Here is a 22,674-nt window from a genome sequence, read left to right on the forward strand (position 1 = left end):
TGGCAGAAGGCGACGAAAAACGGATTCGAAAAAACCTGATGCCTGAAACACCGGAACCGTCCAATCGCATTCATGTGTCAAGGAAGACGCCCGTCCATATACCGAATAAAGTACAAGCGGAACTCAAACATATGATATCAGGCATTCTGAAGGTGAAAGAAGACGAGATAGATGCTGAATCAGAGATGAGAGATTATGGCTTTGATTCGGTTTCATTCACGCAGTTTGCAAATGAACTAAATAAAACGTATGGGCTTGAACTGACACCGGCCGTATTTTTTGAATACCCGACAGTCTTTCGTTTTGCCCAATACTTGCTGACGGAACATCCGGATACATTCGGCTCACAGGAAGAAACAGAAACGGAGAAACCGGTTGTGCGTAAAAAAATGAAGACGGAGCCATTCTTGATTCCGTCCCGTCTTCCTAAAACAAAAACCGCAGCTGCACCTGAGCCCGTGGCGATAATCGGAATCAGCTGTGCATTTCCAATGGCTGAAAATCCGGAAATGTTTTGGGAGAATTTAGCCGGAGAAAAGGACTGCATTTCTGAAATACCGCCGGAGCGCTGGGACTGGAGACAGTATTACGGAGATCCGCAGAAAGATAAAAATGCGAGCAATGTAAAGTGGGGCGGCTTCATTGATGAAACCGCTCAATTTGACCCTTTATTTTTCGGTATTTCTCCGCATGAAGCCGAAATGATGGATCCTCAGCAAAGACTTTTAATGATGCATGTATGGAAAGCGATTGAAGATGCAGGCTGCTCTGCCAAAAGCCTGTCAGGTACAAATACAGGCATTTTTGCAGGCACGACAAACAGCGGTTACGCTCAGGAAGCTTCAAAGTTCCATATAGAGATTGAGGGTTCTTCCGCCGCCGGTACGGTTCCGTCAATCGGTCCGAACCGTATGAGCTATTTTCTGAATATACATGGGCCGAGCGAACCGATTGAAACCGCCTGTTCAAGCTCATTGGTCGCTGTTCACCGTGCGGTCAGGGCAATTCAGGCCGGAGACTGCGGCATCGCGATTGCAGGAGGCGTCAATGCTATTGTATCGCCGGATATGCATATCAGCTTTAATAAAGCGGGAATGCTCAGTGAAGACGGGCGATGCAAAACATTTTCCGATCAAGCGGACGGGTATGTCAGAGCTGAAGGTGCGGGCATGATTGTTTTGAAAACATTATCCGATGCGGAACGTGACGGCGACCGTATTTATGCCGTTATTCGCGGAACGGCGGAAAATCATGGCGGACGGGCGGCTTCCCTTACATCGCCGAATCCGAAAGCACAGACAGAAGTCATGATAAAAGCTTATCAGCAAGCGAACATCGACCCCCGTACAGTGAGTTATATTGAAGCCCACGGCACGGGAACGGCGCTCGGAGATCCGATAGAAATCAACGGACTCAAAGCGGCTTTTGCAGCGCTTTATCAGAAAGCCGGAGTAACGGCGCCCGATCAGCCTCATTGCGCCATCGGTTCCGTCAAAACGAATATCGGCCACACAGAGCTTGCCGCCGGCATGGCCGGGCTTTTAAAAATTATTTTGCAGATGCAGCACAAAACGCTCGTTAAAAGTCTGCATTGTGAAACCGTTAATCCGTATATCAGCCTCGACGGCAGCCCGTTTTATTTCGTCCGCCACACTCAGCCGTGGAAAGCTGCGACTGATGATAGCGGAAATGAACTGCCGCGGAGAGCGGGTGTCAGCTCGTTCGGATTTGGCGGTGTCAATGCTCATGTCGTGCTCGAAGAATATGTTTCTCCTGTTGAAGAGAAGCAATGGACGGCCGGTGAACTTCAGCCGTCCTTATTCATTCTCTCGGCAAAGACGGCGGAACAGCTGAAGGAACGTGCGGAACAGCTGTGCAGATATTTGGAAAAGACACATTCAGCTGACGGAGCTCTTGCGGGTATCGCTTATACGCTTCAGCTTGGCCGGGATGAAATGGAAGAGCGTCTTGCCGTCATTGCTGAAACAAAAGAAGAGCTTACGAACGCGCTGAATGATTTCCTCAGCGGCAAGGAGACGGGGCAGAATTTCTTTACAGGCCGGAACAAAGCGATGAAACAGCTGTTTACAGAGATGACGGACAACGCAGAAATGAGCGGGACCGTAGATCAATGGATTGAAGCAGGAAAGTATACAATGCTTGCAAAATTATGGGTGCAAGGTTTACATGTCGACTGGAATAAATTATATCCGGACGAAAGGCCAAAAAAAGTCAGCCTGCCCGTCTATCCTTTTGCGAAAACACATTGCTGGATACCGCACAGTGCGCAGCATATAAGGCACCGGGAGACTTATGAGACTGATACGTCCCCGCTTGAGACTTATGAGCGCCTGCTTGATGATTTGGAGAAAAACGAAATAAGCATAGAAACCGCTGTAAAAAGAACGATCGGTTTTTACAGGGATTAGCGTAATGGAGGAAACCATATGAAAGAGTTTCTGCACCGGGTTTTTTCTGACGTCAAAAATAAAAAAATGACAAAACAGGATGCGATCGGCATTTTGCGCGATTATGATATGCGGATGGGACTTCGCCAAGCGGCTTCCCTTCATCCGCTTGCTCAGCAGCATATTTCCGATGAAACGGGACAGGGATTCTCGGCAGCTTTCAGCGGCCGGGAATTTTTTCTCGCTGATGTTTCTTTACAGCGTAAAAAGCTTATGCCCGGAGAACTTCTTTTGGAAATGGCGAGAGCTGCGGCTGTTTTGACAGTAAAGGAGACTGAGGCTGTCCGGCTGACGCATATCGTGTGGTCAAAGCCCATTCTGACTGAGGCTGAGCCGTTCCATATCGAAATCAGGCTGATACCCGCAGAGGGTGAAGCCAAAAGGTTTGAGATTTATAATCCATTTTCTGCCGATTTCAGTCATCATGATGTGTACAGCCAAGGGACGATTCAGCCAGTTGATGCTGCGCCTGGCATGCTGGATATCAGCCGCTTGAAGGAAAACAGCGGTTCCCTGATGGATCAGCAGCAAATTGAAGCCATCACTCAGAACGATACCGTTCAATACAGTGAGCACATGAAAGGAATAGAGCGTATTTACGCCTCAGCAGGACGGATGCTGGCAGACATATCAATTCCATTGACAGACCAAAAAGAATCCGCACGATTCGGCCTCCCTCCCTGTGTGATGCAAAGTGTGACAGAGGCATGCGCGCTGCTTGGCGGCAAAGAATATAAAACGCTCGCCCCGGTTTCATTGGACGAGCTTTTGTTTTATGAACCTTGTCCTGACAAGGGATGGGCCGAGATACAAGAGAAGGCGGGGAGCTTTTATATTGATTTATGTGACGAAGAAGGAAAAATATGGGCTTCCCTATCAGGGTTGAAGCTGCAGCCTGTCATCAAGACGGGCGCTCCCGGAAAAACCAATGCCGAACACCGCAGTGAACGTTTGTATGAACAAACGCTTCTTCAGCTCAAAACGCTGTTTGCCCTGACTACAAAAATTGCTGTTTCCAACATAGACACTGAAGAGCCGCTGGAAACCTACGGAATCGACTCAGTTACTGTGACGAAATTGAACCGCGAATTGTCTCTGCTTTTCGGTGACCTTTCCAAAACGGTTTTTTACGAATATAAGACACTGGGCTCCCTGGCAGCTCACTTTGTCACGGATTATCCAAAAGAATGCCGAAAATGGACAAATGATGATGACCACCGTTCAGGCATATCAGAACAGGTTTTGGCAAATGAAGATTTTCCGGTGCTTCCGTCGTTTATCAAGCGAAAGAAACGGCCTTCTTTTTCCAATGAGAACCAGACAAAAGAAGGGATTGCGATTATCGGAGTCAGCGGACGTTATCCGCAAGCTGAAACACTTGAAGAGTACTGGAATAACTTAGCGGCCGGAAAAGACTGTGTGACGGAAATTCCCGAAGAGCGCTGGGCAAAGGACAAGTACTACAACCCTGATCCTGAAGCGGCCGTGAAAGAAGGGAAAAGTTACAGTAAGCGGGGCGGAATTCTGAAAGATGCCGCTTTCTTTGATCCGCTGTTTTTTCAAATTTCACCCCGTGATGCTTTGAATATGGACCCGCAGGAGCGTCTCTTTATTGAAATGTGCTGGCAGGTGCTGGAGGATGCCGGTTATACGAAGGAACAGCTTGAGAATCTGTATAACGGCCGGGTCGGCGTTTTTGCGGGCATTACGAAAAACGGGTACGGAATGTACTGGAAAAACGGCGGCGCCCTGCAGCCGAAAACGTCGTTCAGTTCAGCGGCCAACAGAGTTTCCTATTTTCTTAATCTGAAAGGGCCGAGCATGCCGGTCGACACGATGTGCTCATCTTCGCTGACTGCAATTCACGAAGCGTGTGAAAACATCCTTCGCGGCGAATGCGACATGGCGATTGCCGGCGGTGTGAATGTGTATACGCATCCTTCGGCTTATGCGGAGCTCAGCGCCTATCGAATGCTTTCAAAAGACGGAACGTGCAAAAGTTTCGGTGAAGGCGGGGACGGATTTGTTCCCGGTGAAGGTGTCGGGGCCGTGCTGTTAAAGCCGCTGTCAAAAGCGATGGCTGATAAGGACCATATTTACGGGGTGATTCGCGGCACTCATATCAATCACGGCGGCAGAACAAACGGATATACAGTGCCGAGTCCGAGCGCCCAGGCTGACGTGATTTCCGGCGCGCTTGAAAAATCAGGAATACATCCGCGGATGATCAGCTGTATCGAAGCACACGGCACGGGTACTGAACTCGGAGATCCGATCGAGATTGACGGTTTGACCCGCGCATTTCAAACGAAAACGTCAGATAAAGGTTTTTGCGCCATCAGCTCAGTTAAATCCAATATCGGGCATTTGGAAGCCGCGGCAGGCATTGCCGGTGTAACGAAACTGCTGCTCCAGCTTCAAAAACGAAAGCTGGCTCCCTCATTACATTGCAGAAAATTGAATCCGAATATTGCATTCGACCGGACGCCGTTTGTGGTGCAGCGTGAATTGGCAGACTGGAAACGGCCGGTCATTGAGGAAAACGGAGCGCAAAAAGAGATTCCGAGAATCGCGGGAATCTCTTCTTTTGGCGCGGGCGGGGCAAATGCCCACATATTGATAGAAGAATATATTGAACCTGATAGGGAGATTTATGAGCCATTCACAGATGAAGATCCCGCAGTCATTTTATTATCCGCCAAACAGGAGGCCAGCCTGAAGCAGCGGGCGCAGCAGCTTTTTCAAGCGATCAGAAAAAATGACGTCACAGACCGCAGCCTCCGGGATGCGGCTTACACCCTTCAAACCGGAAGAGAAGCGATGGAAGAACGTGCGGCGTTTATCGTGACGTCGACAGAGCAGTTAGCGGAAAAACTGCAGCGTTTTATTGACGGCGGGACAGACGGCTGCTTCAGGGGAAAAAGCAAACAGTATAAAGACATTCTAGCCGTTTTTAAGGATGAAGATATGCAGGAAGCCGTTCGTAAATGGATGAAAAGAAAAAAATTCGCGAAGCTTCTGGAACTTTGGGTAAAAGGGCTGAAGATTGAATGGTCAGAGCTTTATAACGGCAGCCTGCCGCATCGCATCAGCCTTCCCGGTTATCCATTTATAAAGGATCGGTATTGGCCGGACGATGCAGCGCCGGACAATGTTCGTGATGCTGAAACACATTCTGAAACATTTCGTGAAATCCGCTTTTTACAGAAAAGCTGGGCAGAAAGCAGCCGTGTTCCGGCTAAGGAAGTGCGGGGCGTCATCGGAATAGCTGCTGATCACCAGACAGGAAATTTAGCCGTTGAGCTGTCCCGTTATTTCCCCGAGTCTGAAATCATTGACGCTGCATCACCGGAAATATCCGGGGACGCGGCCCGATTTGGCGGTCTGATTGATGTGACCGGATGCGGGACGGAAATCAATCATGATGACGGCTGGATTCATCGTCTGCAGTCTCTCATTGACAACAGAAACCGCGGCCGAAAGCTTCAGCTGCTTTGTGTGACAAAGGGGCTTGAACCCTTTGCAAATGAAACGATAAATCTCTCAGGTGCAAAAAAGGCCGGATTGTACCGGATGCTCCAAAGTGAGTATAAGGATATCCGCTCGCGGCATATGGATGCAGAACGGACTGCCGAAGATCCTGAGCTGGCAAACCAGATCGCAGAGGAGTTTTTTCGCGATTCTGAAGACATCGAAGTGTGTTACCGAAACGGTGTGCGCTATCACGCGCGGTTAAAGGAAACAAACAGCTTAGCTGAAAAAGAATTTTCATTTCCGAAAGACCATGTGCTCTGGATCACCGGAGGGACCCGGGGGCTCGGATATTTATTCGCCTGGCATTTTGCCGAACGATACGGAGTCACGAAACTCGTGCTTACCGGAAAAGAAACAATGCCGCCGAAAGCGGAGTGGGATGATCATATCAAACGGAATTCCCCGTTTTCCGAAAAAGTGAGAAGAATCAGAGAGCTCGAACAAAAAGGTGTCCGAACGGAAGTGCTGTCTGTATCTTCCGGCCCTGAATATGAGCAGGCTGTCAGCCGGGTGAAAGAGAAGATGGGCCCGATTGGAGGCGTGATACACGCAGCGGGAGCCGTAGATCTCGATCATCCGGCCTTTATCCGCAAAACGAGAGAACAGATGATGACCGTGCTTGAACCTAAAACAGACGGACTGGACCTTTTGTATCAAGCGCTGCACAAGGAGCCTCTCCGGTTTTTTGCGCTGTTTTCTTCAGTGTCCGGCGTGATGCCGGAATTAGGAGCGGGACAAAGCGATTATGCCATGGCTAACGCCTATATGGATTATTTTGCGGCCGCAAAAGGTTTTCCGGTGCTGAGCATCCAGTGGCCGAGCTGGAAAGAAACGGGTATGGGCGAATCAAAAAGCCGGGCCTATCTGAAAAGCGGTTTAAAGAGCATCACTGACAGAGAAGGGTTGAGCCTGTTTGATGCCATCATGGCAGGCGATTGCGGATCTGTTATTATGCCGGCCGTCATTCACCCGGAAAAATGGGAGCCTGACCGTCTGCTGCTTTCATCCGGCCTTACTGAAACAAAGCAGCAGGAACAGGCCGATACAGAAAGCGTTAAGGAGTGGCTGACGGGCATTTGCTGCCGGGAATTAAGACTGGAGCCGTCAAGATTTGAATCTGATACACCGTTTCAAGATTACGGAGCCGATTCCATTATGCTTGCCCAAGTGTCCAGAGCGATCGGAAAGAGGATCAAAGCTGACCTTGACCCGGCGGTGCTGTATGAATACCCTACGGTTGCTGCGCTGGCGGGATGGCTTGAAACAGCATATCCCGAAATCAAAGCTGCCGTTTCAAAACCGGTTCAGCCTGTAATCCCGGACGTTCCCAAACAAACTGCAGCCGCTGTTATTCAGCCTTCTGGTGCTAGAGCGGCGCAGGACATTGCTGTTGTCGGAATGTCCTGCCGTTTTCCGGGAGCTGAATCAATCGAAGCTTATTGGAAGCTGCTGTCTGAAGCAACGTCAGCCATTCAAAGAGTTCCGAAAGAGCGCTGGAAAACGGAGAAGGCGGATTATGCGGGCCTTTTACAAAATGTAACGCATTTTGACCCGGAGTTTTTCCTTATTCCCGAAGAAGACATCAAGGCAATGGATATCCAGTCCTTTCTTATATTAGAAGAGGCGCTTCATCTGTTCAGAGACAGCGGTTACTCGTTACAAGAAATGAAAGGCAGGTCAGCCGGTGTCTATTTAGGAGGACGCGGCGGCAGTATGCCTGATGAAAACCGTCTGAAGCATGCAAAAAATCCGATAGTCGCAGCCGGTCCGAATTACTTAGCGGCCAATCTTTCTCAGTTTTTTGATTTGAAGGGGCCGAGTCTCGTTTTGGATACGGCCTGTTCTTCAGCGCTTGTCGGGATGAATATGGCGATACAGGCGCTCTCTTGCGGTGAAATCGACTCAGCGGTGGTCGGGGGAGTCAGTCTGCTGGAATCCGGTCAAACCCACCGGATGTTCGAACTTCGCAATCTGTTAAGCGAAGAGCCTGCGTTTCATATTTTTGACCGCCGCACCGGCGGCATCGTATTGGGAGAAGGCGTCGGAATGGTGTATTTAAAAACAGCGGCCCAGGCTGTAAAAGACGGTGACCGGATTCATGCGGTCATTAAAGGCATTTCCGTAAACAATGACGGCAGAACCGCGGGGCCTGCCACACCGAATATACAGGCGCAGAAAGAAGTGATGGCCAAGGCGCTTGCCAAAAGCGGCAGAAAAGCGGAGGATATCAGCTACATTGAAGCAAACGGTTCAGGCTCTGAAGTAACCGACCTTTTGGAACTGAGGGCGATTGAAGCGGTCTACCGTATGCAAAACAGCGCGCCTTGTGAATTGGGATCGATGAAGCCGAATATCGGACACCCGTTATGCGCTGAAGGGATTGCCGGATTCATTAAAACAGTGCTTATGCTCTCGCGCCGAATGCGTGTGCCTTTCCTTTCGGGCAAAGAGCCGATGACGCATTACGATCTGTCCGCCTCGCCGTTTTATTTTTCGCACGCTCTGCGTGAATGGACGGATTCACCGCGGATTGCCGCCGTCAGCAGTTTCGCTGACGGAGGGACAAATGCCCATGTCATAGTGGAAGCATGGGAGCAAGAGGCGTATACCCCGGTTAGAAAGCCTTTGCCGAGACAGGGATTAAAACGCCGGCCTATTCGTCCGGACAAAGCCGAAAGCCTGCATGGAAACGCACATAAGTCCCGTCCGAATACGTTTTGGAAACAAATGAAGACTTACTGATTGCGCTGAAAATTGAACGTCGATATGGAGGAAGTTCATATGCAAGAGCAGCTTCTTATTAACAATCAGCATCCCGTTCTGAAACATCATAAAGCCTATGGAAAGGAACTGCTGCCGGGTCTGGCTTATATTGACCTGATCTATCAGACTTTCAGAGAAAACGGTTTTTTTCATGCCGGCCTTGAACTCAGGCACTTATCGATTTTTCACCCTTTAGCTCCTGAACAGGGAGAAACAATCCTGCTTTCCGTTGACTGTACAGAGAACGGCGAAGGGCAGTGGAAGGTGGAGGTGAAAGGGCAAAAACAAGGTGACGAAGCAGCAGAGACAAAGGTATATGCCGCGGCGCAAATGCATTCCGTCAAGCCCGCCGGCTTCCAAGAGAGCGTCCGGATGGATGCCGTAAAACAAACGGCGGCAGAAATACCGCTTGAGGACATTTACGCGGAATGCAGGGATCAAGAACTGGTTCACTCAGGAATGATGAAAGGCTGCGGAAGCGTCTACCAAACTGAAAAAGAGATTTATATTGATCTGTCGGTGCAAAAGGATCAGCTGGAACATGCAGAAGAGGCGATGTTTCATCCCGCATTGATAGATGCGAGCAGCATCGGCTCCAATGTATATCTCGCTCCTTTGACGAGGGAGGAGGGGCAATTATTTCTGCCGCTGTTTTATGAATCGTTTTATTGCACCGAATTGCTGCAGACAACATGTATCACCAAGATAAAAAAAGAATCCGTCACCCGTAAGAAAGATCTCGTTTACGTGACAATGGAGTTTTTCAATGAGGAAGGCAGAAAAGTCGGCGAACTGAAAAACTTCGCCAATAAACTGGTGAGGGACCCGGAACTGATCAATCAGAAACGGCAAAAGAAAGAACCTGACGGGCGGAATGCCGTCCCGGCTCCGCAAGCGGAACCGGCGCCTTCTGAGCCCCGCCGTGCGGAGGCTTCCGCCGGCCTTACTGAACAGTGCATCCTTTATTTAAAAGAATTGCTTGCCGCCCGATTGAACAAACCTGTGAAAGAGATTGACCCGGATATCGGCTACTATGAAATGGGGCTGGATTCTCCGGGGCTGTTGGACATGGTAAAGGAAATTGAACGAAAAATCGGAACGCAGCTTCTGCCGACACTGTTATTTGAATACACGACAATCGCGGAATTGGCGGGATATTTGTGCGAACATTACGGAGCCGGTTTCGGCCATGCTCAAAGCGGGCATTCAAGTGCTGAGCCTTTGCCCCGGGAAAAAAAGAGGACGACCCAAATCCGCGTGAAAAAATCGGCGTCAGCCGGAACGCAGAATGGAGATATTGCGATCGTCGGGATGGCGGGACGGTACCCCGGCGCCAAAAATCTTCGTGAATTTTGGGCAAATTTAAAAAATGGAGAAAACAGCGTAACGGAAGTGCCTCGTTCCCGCTGGGATACGAGGACATATGAGCATTTGCGATCGCCGTCCGGCAAGCCGATTTCCAAATGGGGCGGTTTTATAGACGATCCGGATTGTTTTGATGCGAAATTTTTTCGGATTTCTCCGCGGGAGGCAGAAGCTAAAGATCCGCAAGAACGATTGTTTTTAGAAACATGCTGGGAAACGATTGAGGATGCAGGCTACACCCCGGAAACAATCGTTCAGCCGAAAGGGCCGAATAAGAGAATGAACGTCGGTGTGTTTGCCGGGGTGATGCATATGGATTATTCTCTCGCCGGCGCTGAAGCTGCGGCCAAAGGGCTGGTCTTTCCTTATCCCTTGAACTATGCGCCGATCGCAAACCGGGTTTCATATTTTTGCAATTTTCACGGGCCGAGCATGGCGGTTGACACGGTGTGTTCGTCATCTTTGACGGCCGTCCATATGGCGGCGGAAAGTCTGAGACGCGGTGAATGTGAAGCAGCTCTTGCCGGAGGCGTCAATTTATCATTGCACCCGACAAAATATATCACATACGGCTTGATGGATATGCATTCGAGTGACGGGCTGTGCCGCACGTTCGGCGAAGGAGGCACAGGCTATGTCTCAGCTGACGGCATCGGAGCCGTGCTGCTGAAGCCGCTCCACAAAGCCGAAGAAGATAAGGATCATATTTATGCGGTGATAAAAGGCAGCGCCGTCAATCACGTGGGGACCGTCAGCGGGATTACCGTGCCGAGCCCCGTGGCGCAGGGGGATATGATAGCTGAATGTCTTGAAAAGACGGGGATCGATCCCCGGACGATTTCTTATGTGGAAGCGCACGGAACCGGAACTTCTTTAGGAGATCCGATTGAAATACAAGGTCTTGTTAAAGCTTACCGCACGTTTACGGAGGATCGGCAATTTTGTGCGATCGGTTCCGTTAAATCGAATATCGGACATGCGGAATCAGCCGCCGGGATCAGCGGGCTTCATAAAACGGTTTTGCAGCTGTTTCACAAAACGCTTGTCCCTTCTTTGCACTCAGAGACGATTAATCCGTATCTCCGTTTAGAGGACTCGCCATTTTACGTGCAGCAAAAAACCGAGTCATGGAAAAGGCCGGCGTATACAGAGAACGGCCGTGAACATGCCTGCCCGAGACGCGCAGGCATCAGTTCATTCGGGGCGACGGGTTCAAACGTTCATCTCATTTTAGAAGAGTACAGGCCTAAAAACCCCGGTATTACGGAGGATCAAGAGAGACCGTATATCGTGCCTCTATCAGCGAAAAATCCGGAGCGGCTGAAGGAATACGCTGCCCGCCTGCTGATGTTTCTCAAAGATAAAGCGCTTGAAGGAAGCGGTCCGCTTCATGACAAAAGAGATACAATGCAAAATCAGCTGGAAAATGCGTTGCGAGGTGTTCTGGCCGAAGTTCTGCATGTTGCGGCCGGCTCGGTAGATGATGAACAGGATTGGAAGGAATTCGGCTTGGATGTCATGCAGCTGACACATTTTTCTGAGCTGATGACGGATCAATACGGGCTGGCAATAGACATGACTGATCTCATACAGCATACTTCCGTCCGGACTTTAGCAGAATGTCTTACAAACGATGAGAAACATAAGAATATTCTTTCCGGTCTTTTCGGCCAGTCGGGCTTAGATAAGCAGCCTGATGAATCTTTTTCCTTGCGGTCACTGGCGTATACGCTGCAAACGGGACGGCTGGCAATGGAAGAACGGCTTGTTTTTTTAGTGAACGATCAAGCAGACCTGATCAGGAAATTAACTGAATTTACAGAACGAAAACAGCAGATTGACGGCTGCTTTCAAGGGCGGTCTGATAGCGGAACGGAAATCAGGGGTTTCCTGAATGATGATCAGGATACGGAGGAGCTGATCCGAAAATGGATGGACAGCGGCACTTACAAAAAACTTGCGGAGCTGTGGTCAAAAGGATTTGAGATAGACTGGACGCGGCTGTATCGGGAGGAGAAACCGCGCAGGATGAGTCTGCCGACGTACCCTTTTGCAAAGGAACGATATTGGATACCGGAGCCCGATCATCCCGTCACTTCCGTAAATACAGAAAGCAGGCTTCACCCGCTGCTTCACCGCAATACATCAGATTTGCTAGAACAAAAATTCAGTACGATACTGAACGGAGATGAATTCTTCTTAGCCGATCATATCGTCCGAAACAAGCGTGTTCTCCCCGGGGCGGCTTATCTTGAAATGGCGAGAGCCGCAGCTGAACTGGCTGCCGCGCCGTTAGCCGCTGGATACACGGCTAAAACCGGCATTTCGCTGCGGTATATCAGCTGGATACGCCAGGCCGTTCATAAAAAAGAGCCGCTGCGTATGACGACAGGGCTTTCTTTGGAGGATAACGGCAATGTTTCATTTCAAGTGTACAGCAATGAAAATGATTCAGACATTTATTGTGAAGGAAGCGCTGTGATTGAGCCGCTGTCTGAGGCGCCGGTTTTGCATATTGAACAGCTGAAAGCGCGATGCCGCAAAAAAGTGCTGTCAAAAGAAGACTGTTATGCGGCGTTTGCAAAGGCGGAAATTGTATACGGACCTTCACATCAAGGAATTGATCACATTTATTGCGGGGAAAAAGAAGCCTTGGCTAAATTGGTGCTTCCTGCTTCCGTTTCTGATGAAGCCGAACAGTTTGTGCTCCATCCGAGCCTGATTGATTCCGCTTTTCAGGCGGCCATCGGCGTTATGAATGAAAATCAAGCGGGTTATCCGGAGCAGCCGTTAATGCCTTTTGAATTGCATGAACTGACCGTTTTTCATCCGTGCAGGCCAAACATGTGGGCGGCCGTATTTGTGACGCATGAAACACCGGCCGTGCGAAGAATGGACATTGATATATGTGATGAACGCGGCAATGTGTGTGTAAGGATAAAAGGATTTTCTGCCCGGATGGCCGAAAGTGCGCCGGCCGTAACCGATAATAAGCAATACGATCTGCCGGGTAACCTTACCGGAGCCGTCAAACTGATGCAGGTATGGGACGCGGAACCGATAGACAACCAAACCGGCTTCCCCATTTCTGAAGCAAAAGCTGTCATCATAGGCGGTACTGACGGGCAGGCGGACGCGGTTTTACGATTGTTTCCTAAAGCTGTGCGATTTGATAGCAGCCAAAGTGCTTCCGTTGAAGTGATATCTGATCGGCTCCGCCGTCTCGGTAAGATTCAGCATATGATCTGGTTTGCCCCTCAGCCGGATGATTCTGACAGCTATGATCAAAAAAGCGGGGCGCTGCAAATTTTCAGAGCGGCCAAAGCTCTTATCGGTCTCGGGTATGGAAAGGAGCAGCTAGAGATGACGGTGATTACGCACCAAGCACAGCCTATTACCCAATATGATGAGGTGCGTCCCGCTCATTCCAGTGTTCACGGTTTTGTCGGGTCTCTCGCTAAAGAACATCCGAGCTGGCACATCCGTCTCGCCGATCTTGAAGACGGGGGGGATTTCCCCGCAGAAGACATATTCAGCCTGCCCCGCGACCGTACGGGTAAAGCATGGGTGCGCAGACATCAGGAATGGTACCGGCCTCAATTGCTTCCGGTCCAAAGCGGGCCGTCTGAAAGTGTTCCTTACCGCTATGGAGGCGTGTATGTCATCATCGGCGGTGCGGGAGGCATCGGCGAGGTTTGGACAGATTATATAGTGACGACGTATAAAGCCCGAGTCGTCTGGATCGGGAGGCGGCCGCTGGACAGCCGGATACGCCAAAAAATAGACCGGTACCGGCCATCAGGCCCGGCTCCCGAATATATAGCCGCAGATGCTTCTGATCTTCCATCGCTTCAGCGCGCCTATGAACAGATTAAAAACACATACGGCACCATCAGCGGCGTCGTTCATTCAGCGATGGTATTTGCGAATGAAAGCGTAAAAGATATGGAAGAATCACAGTTTCACGCCGGCCTTGCGGCGAAAGTGGATATTTCCGTCAACATTGCCGAAGTATTTGCGAAAGAGTCTTTGGACTTTATTCTCTTTTTCTCTTCGGTTATTTCATATATTAAGAATCCGAATCAAAGTCATTATGCGGCGGGGTGCGCATTTAAAGACGCATTTGCCCATGAGCTTTCCGGACGGCTGTCATGCCGGGTCAAAGTGATGAACTGGGGTTATTGGGAGCGGGCTGACAATCACATTTCTGAAGAGTTTGACAGACTGAGTGCAATCGGTCTCGGGCTGATCAGCCGGGCGGAAGGGATGCAGGCGCTGGAAACTCTGCTGACGCAGCCGATCTCCCGCATGGGGCTGATGAAGCTGACCAAGCCGATTCCGATCGAGGGAATGAACCCTCATGAATTTGTGACTATCTGATTGCCTGTCAAAATGACGGAGCAAATTTAATTTTCTTAGGAGGATAAGGTTTTGGGTAAGGGAGACAAACAAAAAGACCGTACACAGTTATCCTTAAGAACAGAAATAAGCAATCAAATGAAAGAATTGAATCGGCTTTTGCTGCAAGTGCTGCGGATGACGCTGCGTTCAATGGGTCTGACCGGCGAAGCGCCGGCGGCTTCCTGTCTGCCTTTATATGAGCGCTGGCTGGAAGAAAGCATCCGTCTTTTAGACAGCGATTTTAAAAGCGGTAAAACGGCCGCGGTTTGGGAAGAGTGGCATAAGAAGAAAAACGAATGGCTGAAAGATCCGGATATGAAAGCGCAGGCTCTGCTGGCGGATACCATCATTCAAGCTTTGCCTGACATTTTAACAGGCAAAATAAAAGCCACTGACGTGATGTTTCCCGATTCTTCAATGGAGCTTGTTGAAGGAATCTATAAGCATAATATTCTCGCTGATTATTACAACGATGTGCTGGCAAATGAAGCGTGTATGTATGTGGAAAATGTAATGAAAAACAATCCTGAGGCAAACATCCGCCTGCTGGAGATCGGAGCGGGCACCGGCGGAACGAGCAGTACACTGTTTAAAAAGCTCCGCCCCTATCAAAACCATATTCAGGAATACTGTTATACCGACTTGTCAAAAGCTTTTTTAATGCATGCCGAAAAGGAATACGGCGCGGACAATCCGTATTTGACGTATCAGCTGTTTAATGTGGAGCAGCCTGCGGCGGGCCAGGGATTACATCTGAGAACCTACGATATCGCTATTGCTGCAAACGTACTGCATGCCACCAAAAATATCCGGAAAACCTTACGGACGGCAAAAGCCGTATTGAAAAAGGACGGTTTGCTGCTCGTTAATGAACTGGGCGGGCATACGCCGTTTACACATGTTACATTCGGCTTATTAGAGGGCTGGTGGCTGTACGAAGACGAGGCGCTGCGGATTCCGGGGTGCCCCGGTCTTTATCCGGAAACATGGAAATCCGTTTTAATGGCTGAAGGTTTTCATTCCATTCAATTTCCGGCTGAAAACGAACGTCTGCACACCCAGCAGATTATCACGGCGAAAAGCAACGGAGTCATCAGGCAGAGCAGGGAAGCTTACACCGCGCAAAAGCGCCAATCAAACGTACCGCAAACATCCTCTGATCGTCAGCTCCCCATCAAACAAGCGGGAGAGGGGCTTTCGGAAAAGACAGCGGCTTTTCTGATAAGGGCTGTGGCAAAAGTATTAAAAATGCCGGCAGAAGAGATAAATCCGCTGGCTCCTCTGGATGAATACGGCATTGACTCTATTCTGATCGTTCAGCTGACGAATGAGCTGCGGGATCTCGTCCCTGATATCAGCAGCACGCTGTTTTTTGAATACCGGACGATAGGAGAGCTTGCCGCATTCTTGGCTGAAACGAAGGAGCGCGAACTGCATGCGCAATTTTCTGAAGAAGTCCCTCATACTGAAGCGGCATCATCCGGCTCTTTGCTTGAAAAAAGCACAGAGTACCTGAAACAGATCGTCAGCGCCATCTTAAAGATGCCGATTGAGGACGTTCAAGCCCATACGCCCCTTGAAGAATACGGAATCGATTCCATCTTAATCGTACAGCTGACCAACCGCGTGCGGGAAGACATACCTGATATCAGCAGCACATTGTTCTTCGAGTATCCGACAATCGGCGGATTAGCGGAATATCTCGTCAGCTCAAGACAGGAAGATATGGCTGGGATTTTCAAGACAAATAAAGAAGCCGAAAAGGCGCCGCACATTCTACAGAAAAAGCAAAGCCGCAAAAAAAGCGCCGGATTGACGAAGCGCCAAGCGGCATCTTTTTCTGAAAAAGCGCCCCCCGCTTCCGAACCGCCGTCAAAACACCTTGAAGTGGCAATTGTCGGTCTTGCCGGGAGGTATCCCGGAGCTGAAAATGTTAATGAGTTCTGGGAACGGTTAAAGACCGGTGAACACGGAATCACCGAAATTCCGAAAGACCGCTGGGATTGGCGGGACTACTATGATGAGACAAAAGGTAAGGAAGGCCGGATGTATACAAAGTGGGGCGGATTTTTAACAAATATTGATAAATTTGATCCGCTGTTTTTTAAAATCTCCCCGAAAGAAGCGGAGCGCATGGACCCGCAGGAGAGACTGTTTCTGGAAACCGCTTATGCGGCCCTGGAGGATGCCGGATATACCCCTGATTCACTATGCGCCGGTAAAAAGGTTGGTGTCTTTGCGGGTGTCATGAACGGCAACTATCCGACAGGGGCCCACTATCACTTTATCCCGAACCGCGTATCCTATGTGTTTGATTTTCACGGTCCGAGCATCGCGGTCGATACTGCATGCTCCTCATCCTTAACCGCCATTCATCTCGCCGCAGAAAGCATCAGAACAGGTGCATCTGAATGCGCGATTGCCGGCGGCGTAAACCTGATTACAGATCCGGTTCATTATATCGGACTTTCTTCTATGAGAATGCTGTCACCGTCAAACGCGTGCAAAGCGTTCGGTGATAAGGCTGACGGGTTTGTTGACGGAGAGGGCGTCGGCTGTATCGTGTTAAAGCCGTTGAAAAAGGCTGTTGAAGATCATGATCATATATACGGTGTCATTAAAGGAAGCGCTCTGAACGCCGGCGGCAAAACGAACGGGTTCACCGTTCCGAACCCGAATGCACAAGGAGAAGTGATCGCAGACGCGATGGAGCGGGCAGGGATTGACCCGAGAGCAATCAGCTATCTGGAAGCCCACGGCACCGGCACTTCCTTGGGAGATCCGATTGAAATCGCAGGGTTAACCAAGGCTTTCCGCCGCTATACGGATGCAAACCAATTTTGTTCCATCGGTTCTGTTAAATCCAATATCGGACACCTGGAAAGTGCGGCGGGCATTGCTGCGGTCACCAAAATTCTTCTTCAGATGAAACACGGATATCTGGTGCCGTCGCTGCATTCAAAGCAGCTGAACCCGGAAATTGATTTTGAAACTTCTCCTTTTATCGTGCAGCAGGAAACAGCGGAATGGAGACGGCCGGTCATAGAATCTGAAGGAGTAACACGAGAATATCCGAGAATCGCGGGTACATCTTCTTTCGGAGCGGGCGGAGCAAATGCCCACCTGCTGATAGAAGAGTATGAACCGGCTGAAATGACTTCGGCAGACACCGGCCGTCCGGCGCTTTTTGTTTTATCGGCAAAAGATAAAGACCGCTTGCGCGAGCGGGCTCTGTTGCTGTCGGATGCCGCCGGAAACGGAACAATTACAGATGCGAACCTGCTTGACGCGGCATTTACCCTTCAAGTCGGCAGGGTCCCGATGGAAGAACGGCTGGCGATGACAGCGGACTCTGTTTCTGAATTGGAACAGAAGCTGATTGCTTTTCTGAATAATGCTGGTTCCGTAAGCGGGGTGTTTGCGGGCCGGAGTGATAGTGCTGTCACGGAGACGGAAGGCACTATCAGTGATTGGATGGAAAAACGTCAATTTGACAGTCTTTTGAATGCCTGGGTTCACGGGACGCCCGTCGATTGGGCATCTTTATATAAAGGCGCGCTGCCGCATCGTATCAGTCTGCCGTCTTATCCATTTGCAAAAGAAAGCTACTGGATGAAGCGGGAAGAACCAAAAACAGGAACAACTGAATATGTGCATCCTTTCCTGCATGAAAATACGTCAACCTTGGCGGAGCAAAGCTATCATACATCTTTTACAGGCCGGGAACACGTTTTCCAGGATGTGAGCGGGGAGCGGGTTCTGTCGGCAGCCGTTTATTTAGAAATGGCGCTTGCGGCTTTTCATCATGCGGCAGACAGCTCTGAAGAAAAAGAGATATGGATCCGAACAGCGGCATGGACTGACCCGATTACCGGCGGACTTCACGGTGCGGGCGTCAATCTCTCCCTTCTGTCTGAAGACGAGGAAGGCATCCATTATGAAATATACAGTGACGAAGAGAAGCTGCATCATTATGGAATCATCGGACAAGGGAACATACAGCCATCCCGCGTGCTTGATATTGCCTCCTTACAAAAAGACTGCCGCTCGCTGTCATTCGATTATGAAACACCAGGCACATCAGGTGTAACGATCAGTAAGGAGTTCCGCACCGTTGAAAAGCTTTATGCGGGAGAAAGTGCGGTTTGGGCGAAGCTTGCTCTCACAGATGAAAGCGGCCGTAATCCGGGATATCATCTGCCGCCGGAATTTCTGGACGCAGCTTTTCATGTCCTGGCAAAAACGGAGCCGTCAGTCCATATCGTGCCTGAAGCGGTTGAAGAACTGCGCGTCATGCGTCCGTGCTCATCCGGCATGTGGATGTATATTAATAAAAAGAATCAAACCGGCTGTGACATTCAATTTTGTGACGAAACCGGCATTGTCTGCGCAGAAATCAAAGGGGTGAGAATGAGACAGCCGTCTCAGCAGGATCACGGGCAAGAGGAACAATCCGAGATGATGATATTTGAAGAAATGTGGACGCAGCAGCCTCTGAAGAAATCCATTCATGAAGAGCTGAAAACGGTCATCTGTTTTCTTACGGGAGAAGCTGCCAGAAAGCATGCTTATCAGTCTTTACAATCCCTTTATCCGGGAGCCGGCGTGTTTTTTATTTCACAGGGTGAGGAAACTCAAAAGCTTTCAAACACGCATTATCAAATTAAAATCACTGACGGACAAGCATATCAAGAAACGTTTCGGCATATTGAAACGGCTGCAGGCAAAGCGGATGCCGTTTTATATGGATGGCCGCTTGAAGATGAAAAGGCCGTGAAAGACTATTCCATTCTGTATCATGTGATCCGCGCAGCTGCTTCTTTGCGTTCTAAACCGAGGCGGATCCTTCTTTCCGCTCAGTGCGGGACCGATACCGATATCAGTTACGCTGAGTCATGGATCGCGCTGGAACGGTCGCTGAAACTGATCTTGCCGGAGACGGATACGGCCGCGGTTTATTTTGAACAAAAAGGACCGTTAGAAAAACTGATCCATAACGTATGTGAAGAACTTCACAGCGAGTCGTTCCGCAGTGTCATGTACAGTGGGGAAATCCGCCACGTCATGGAAATGAAGCAGACGGATATTGCCCCTGTTGAGAAGCGTGTGATAAAGAGCGGAAAAACGTACTTGATTACCGGCGGATGCGGGGGTTTAGGCTTGTTATTTGCCGGATATTTCGCTGAAAAAGGACCGGTTACGCTCATTTTGACGGGGAGATCAGCGGCAGCCGGCCCGGTGCTGAACAAGATAAAGAGATTGGAAGAATCAGGCGCCAAGGTGTTTTACGTGCAGGCGGATGCCGCAGATCAGGCTCAGATGGAGAAAGGTTTGCAAGAAGTGAAAGAGAAAGGATGCGGGCCGATTCACGGTGTCATTCACGCTGCAGGTCTTCAAGGCACTGAAAGCATTCTGGAGAAAGATCTGCAAACCTTTCAGCAAGTCTTATCGCCAAAAGCGGACGGCACCGCGGTGTTAGATCAGGTTCTGTCACGGGAGCCGCTTGACTTCTTCTGTTGTTTCTCTTCTTCTTCAGCGATTTTAGGAGACTTCGGTTCTTGTGACTACGCGATGGGGAACCGCTTCCAAATGGCTTTTGTCCGTCATCGGGATAAACTTGTGAGCCTCGGGCTCAGAAGCGGCAAGTCACTTGCAATCAATTGGCCGCTTTGGAAAGAAGGGGGGATGCATGTAGGCACGGCGGAAAGCACCGATATGTATTTAAAATCAAGCGGACAGCGTTATTTATACACTGAGGAAGGACTCGAAGCTTTTGAAACATTGTTAGTCCAGCCGTCCAGCCAGTATCTCGTCCTGGCCGGTTTTCCGTCGAGGGCCAAACGCTTCCTGCAGATAGATCAAGGCGAACGGCCGATTTCGGGTTCTGTAAACAGGAACGTCCCGTTTTCAGGAAGGCGGAGTGAAATGAAAGGCTTTACACTGGAAGAATGCGTAAGCTGGGATGTGAAAGAACTGGCGGCGGGGCTTTTGAAAATAGACAAGAACAGACTGACGGACGCTGACAATCTGGCTGATTTCGGCTTTGATTCTATCAGTTTGGCGGAATTCGCCTCTTCTTTGTCCGCTCATTACGGAATTGAAGTGACACCGGCCCTGTTTTTCGGACATTCCACACTGGAGAAGGTCGTCCGCTATTTTCTGACGGAACACCAGTCCGTCATGGAGCATGTCTATGAAGAAAAGAAACCTGAATCCGCAGATCAATCTGTCTTTGAAAAGGCAGGAACGGAAAAGCGAAAGAAGCAGAGGGGAAGAAATAAGCTGAACGCCGGAACCGAGGGCAGTCAGGCAGCTGATTCCATTGCCATTATCGGCATGAGCGGCCGATTTCCTCAGGCGCGCACGGCGGACGAGCTGTGGGACATTCTGTTTCAGGAAAAGGACGTTGTCGCACCGGTCGCAAAAAAAGGCTTCACAAGTTCAAAATGGAAACTCGGCGCTGTACCGGGGGCGGACGAATTCGACCCTTTATTTTTTGAAATATCGCCGAGGGAAGCTGAAACGATGGATCCGAAACAGCGGCTGCTTCTTCAGGAAGCGTGGAGGGCCCTTGAGGACGCCGGCTACGGCGCCAGTCACATCAAGCAGCAGACGATCGGTATGTTTGTGGGGGCGGAAGAAGGAGATTATCACCTTTTAACACGGGACAAAGGCAATGTCACGTCTCATCATAACGGTATTTTGGCGGCGCGGCTGGCTTATCACTTGAATTTATCAGGTCCTGTGATGGCGATAAATACAGCATGTTCTTCGGGGCTCGTTTCTGTCCATCAGGCGGTATTAAGCCTGCAGAATAAAGAGTGCACAACAGCTGTTGCGGCCGGGGTGAATATCATGAATACCCCGGACTTTTTTGAAACGATAGATAAAGCCGGAATGCTGTCGGAAAACGGAAAATGCTTCGCGTTTGATAAAAGGGCTGACGGCATGGTTCCGGGGGAAGCAGCCGCGGCGGTTGTTCTGAAGCCGCTGAGAGAGGCGGAAAAAGATGGTGATCCGATTTACGGGGTGATTCGAGCGAGCGGCATCAATTATGATGGGAAAACAAACGGAATTACCGCTCCGAGCGGCGTAGCCCAGACCCGGCTGCTTACTTCTGTTTATGACCGGGGCCGTATCAACCCTGAAGATATCGAATATATCGTCACACACGGCACAGGTACAAAACTCGGTGATCCGGTGGAAATTAACGCGCTTTATGACGCATTTTCTGCCTATACAAACGAAGAAGCTTTTTGCGCACTCACATCAATTAAAACCAATATCGGCCACACGTTTGCCGCATCAGGCATTGTCAGTTTGATCAGTCTTTTACAGGCGTTCTCCCGTGAAATGATTCCCGCCAGTCTGCATTGCAGCGGGGAAAACCGCTATATCAACTGGGAGAAGAGTCCTTTTTATGTGAATAAAAGGGGTAAACCGTGGCCTTCTCTGCCGGGTAAAAACCGAATGGGGGCAGTCAGCGCATTCGGGATGAGCGGAACAAACGCCCATGTCGTTATGGAAAGCTATAAGCGCAGCGCTTCACCTCATCGTGATGCCCCTGCATATTTACTTACTTTGTCTGCAAAAACAGAGGAGGCCCTTCAGGAAAAAATCGAAGAGATGATCACTTGGGCGGAAAATGGCGGACTGAAAGAAAATGATCTGGCCCAGCTCAGCTATACGTTGTTAAAAGGACGGCATCACTTTAACCATCGCGCCGCCATAGTAGTGCAAGATGCTGATGACGCAGTGTATGTATGGAAGCAGGCAAAGCTTAATGAACATCATCCTTATGTGTTTTCGGGAAAAGTACCGCAGCACTTTGCAGGGCGTCAGCATATTCAGGAGCACATAATAGAAGTGCTCGGCAAGTGCAGCGCCTCATATTCTGACCATAGAAAATATCAGGAGCTGTTATGCGTGCTGGCAGATTTTTATTGTCAAGGTTATGAAATCGAAGGGGACTTGCTTTATGGCGGACCTTTGCCGCGAATCGGCAATCTGCCGGGCTACCCGTTTGCCAGGCAGACGTATTGGGCGTCCGATCGTCTTCAGGGAGAGCTTGAAAGCCGGAATTCAGACGAATGTGAAAAGCTTCACCCGCTGCTCCATGCGAATACATCGACCTTTACCGCCC

The 22,674-nt window shown here is 49.9% G+C and carries 4 protein-coding genes; all 4 read left to right on the forward strand.

Annotation, left to right across the window (positions count from 1 at the left end):
* Positions 1 to 2,429, forward strand: a 2,429-nt coding sequence (locus D5S11_RS19215) for a beta-ketoacyl synthase N-terminal-like domain-containing protein (protein ID WP_241211469.1), incomplete at its 5' end; no start/stop codon positions are given.
* An 18-nt stretch (positions 2,430 to 2,447) separates the two neighbouring features.
* Complete coding sequence (locus tag D5S11_RS19220) at positions 2,448 to 8,744, forward strand: type I polyketide synthase (protein WP_108724836.1); 6,297 nt, start codon at positions 2,448 to 2,450, stop codon at positions 8,742 to 8,744.
* 39 nt (positions 8,745 to 8,783) lie between these two features.
* A complete protein-coding gene (locus D5S11_RS19225) occupies positions 8,784 to 14,510 on the forward strand; it encodes a type I polyketide synthase (protein WP_108724837.1) in 5,727 nt (1,908 codons plus the stop codon).
* A gap of 51 nt (positions 14,511 to 14,561) precedes the next feature.
* A partial coding sequence (locus D5S11_RS19230) for an SDR family NAD(P)-dependent oxidoreductase (protein WP_128424637.1) occupies positions 14,562 to 22,674 on the forward strand: 8,113 nt, incomplete at its 3' end.

The organism is Bacillus sp. L75, assembly GCF_003676355.1.
Taxonomy (GTDB): Bacteria; Bacillota; Bacilli; order Bacillales; family Bacillaceae; genus Bacillus; species Bacillus velezensis.

Coding starts and splice junctions, on each gene's coding strand:
- D5S11_RS19220 (WP_108724836.1), top strand. CDS start 2,448: ATGAAAGAGTTTCTGCACCGGGTTTTTTCTGACGTCAAAAATAAAAAA.
- D5S11_RS19225 (WP_108724837.1), top strand. CDS start 8,784: ATGCAAGAGCAGCTTCTTATTAACAATCAGCATCCCGTTCTGAAACAT.